Source organism: Vibrio sp. 1562, assembly GCF_033340155.1.
In the GTDB taxonomy this organism is placed as follows: domain Bacteria; phylum Pseudomonadota; class Gammaproteobacteria; order Enterobacterales; family Vibrionaceae; genus Vibrio; species Vibrio alginolyticus.
The window spans coordinates 1-615 of sequence record NZ_JAWOVY010000510.1; the positions used below are offsets into that span (position 1 = coordinate 1).

1 protein-coding gene is annotated in these 615 nt (G+C 45.5%); it reads left to right on the plus strand.

Features of this window, described 5'->3' with window-relative positions; all coding sequences use genetic code 11:
• The coding region (locus R7Z49_RS26105; RefSeq protein WP_318112575.1) for a YoaK family protein at window positions 1-553 on the plus strand (553 nt) is incomplete at its 5' end.
• Window positions 554-615: the final 62 nt, after the last annotated feature.

The following is a 615-nucleotide window of genomic DNA, read 5'->3' on the forward strand; positions in this document are numbered from 1 at the left end:
CGGAACCGTAACTCAGCTAGGGAATAGCCTATTAACAGGTATGGATAATTCCATTCACCTGCTCTTTATCGTATTCAGCTTTTTGATTGGCTCTGCGTTTAGCGGCTTCTTTATTGAGAGTAGCGCTTTAAAGCTTGGCCGACGCTATGGTGTGGCACTTTGTATTGAAGGGAGTTTGTTACTGTTAAGTTTAGGCTTCTTGGTCGAGGGCGACTCCTACGGCCAATACTTAGCGTCAGCAGCATGTGGTTTGCAAAATGCGATGATCACCACTTTTAGTGGCGCAGTTGTCCGAACGACACACATGACGGGGATCATTACCGACCTTGGCATTATGATTGGTGAGAGCTTACGAGGACGTCAATTTGACCGCCGTAAAGCTAAGTTGTTTCTATTCATCTTCTTTGGTTTTTTACTAGGCGGGAGCGTCGGCGCTGCCTTATTTATGGCTTATGGCTTGTATGCTCTGGTATTTCCTGCAATTTTAGCCTTTGGTATCGCGCTAATTTACTGGGCTTACCTTTACTCCATCAGTCGCAACCAAAACGCTTAATTTCAAGCAACGGATTCAGCCATCAATGCATGAATCCGTTGCGACTCAGCTTCATTCCAATC